Genomic DNA, 1,259 nt, shown 5'->3' with positions numbered 1-1,259 from the left:
TGGGCTCTTGACTATTAAAAGAAATAATTCGGTCAAGCATTGGAATTAACCAGGACTTGACCGAATTTTTTTTTGTTGAGGGAACAGGGAACAGGGAACAGGGAATCGGGAATCGGGAATCGGGAATCGGGAATCGGGAATCGGGAATCGGGAGATTTTATATATCTGAGTGCGTAAGTCCTGTCATTCTCAAATCAAGACTTAATTGCGACAGTGCAATAGTTTTTTTAAAGTTTCCACGCTTAACACCCTTATCACCCCTTGTGATAGTGCAATAGTTTTTTATAACCACCCTTACCACACTTACTGCACCTTGCGACAGTGCAATAGTTTTTTTTGACCTCCCATACCCCCCACACCTCCCCTAGCATCTTTTCAAAAATCGTGTTAATATAACAATATCGTTAAAGCAATGGTTTTTCGCCATGATGATTTCTACCGCACAAGCCGCTGAATTACTAGGTATCTCTGCCACTCGCGTCCGTTTCCTTTTGAGCAAGGGCAGAGTCAAAGGAGCGTATAAGGTTGGTAGAACTTGGGTGATTCCCTTATTTGACGGTATGCCAGTGGTCACCCCTGGTACTCGTGGACCGAAGCGGAATTGGTCAAAGCGTACACAGTACACTAAAGCTGTGATCCACGTGAATCAAAAAGTGATTCGCCAAAATCACAACACCGGCGAACGCAATCCGGTGATTACCGTAAAACGTGGCTCTAAAAACATTTATGGTCATACGGTTGAAGTCAATGGCCCTTGTCGGGTCATGTATCGCCCAGATGATCCCCTAAATTGTGGAGCACGGGTATGGATTGAGACGATTTCTGATTTTAAAGTTAGCTGAGCAAGGTCTAAGCTATTTAGTGATAGCGCTACGCCCTGGGAATTGGGAATAGCGATGAGACAACCTCTTAGGTGGTAGGCGATTTATTGGCAATCCCAAACAACCTACTTTATCGGTTTACCAATTGATAGATGGCGAATATAACGTTAGTCAGTTCCGAGGAGCTAACCGTATTTTATCCTCAACCTTTCCAGAGTTAAGGTTAAATGCTGAACAGGTTTTTCAAGCGGTCAGTTATCAGTAGTAGTTACTATAAAAGGAATAGGAACTAGGAAAGTTCGGATCAGTATAAAAGAGATGCTATGGTGCGATGGCATAGCGGCTCTTTGCTGAGCAAGACTGGCTACAGAACCTGAATTCTCAACAAAACGATAGGTTTTCCAGCTTCTAGGAAGGGCAATTATAGGCTTAATCCTA

At 43.4% G+C, this 1,259-nt stretch carries 2 protein-coding genes and 1 pseudogene; 2 read left to right on the top strand and 1 reads right to left on the bottom strand.

Annotated elements, in window-relative coordinates:
- Positions 1 to 425 precede the first annotated feature (425 nt).
- Both F6J94_RS33925 and F6J94_RS33920 read left to right on the top strand, forming a co-directional pair.
- Positions 426 to 842, top strand: a complete 417-nt coding sequence (locus F6J94_RS33925) for a helix-turn-helix domain-containing protein (RefSeq protein WP_293024842.1) — start codon at positions 426 to 428, stop codon at positions 840 to 842.
- A 67-nt stretch (positions 843 to 909) separates the two neighbouring features.
- Positions 910 to 1,086: pseudogene (locus F6J94_RS33920) on the top strand (Uma2 family endonuclease); the annotation flags it as partial.
- Here the strand turns inward: F6J94_RS33920 and F6J94_RS33915 are convergent.
- The coding region (locus tag F6J94_RS33915) for a hypothetical protein (protein ID WP_293048361.1) at positions 1,073 to 1,259 on the bottom strand (187 nt) is incomplete at its 5' end. The pseudogene F6J94_RS33920 and the gene F6J94_RS33915 overlap by 14 nt on opposite strands.

Origin of the sequence: Moorena sp. SIO1F2 (assembly GCF_010672755.1) — a bacterium.
Classification (GTDB): Bacteria; Cyanobacteriota; Cyanobacteriia; order Cyanobacteriales; family Coleofasciculaceae; genus Moorena.
This window is presented reverse-complemented; position numbering and strand designations above follow the sequence as displayed.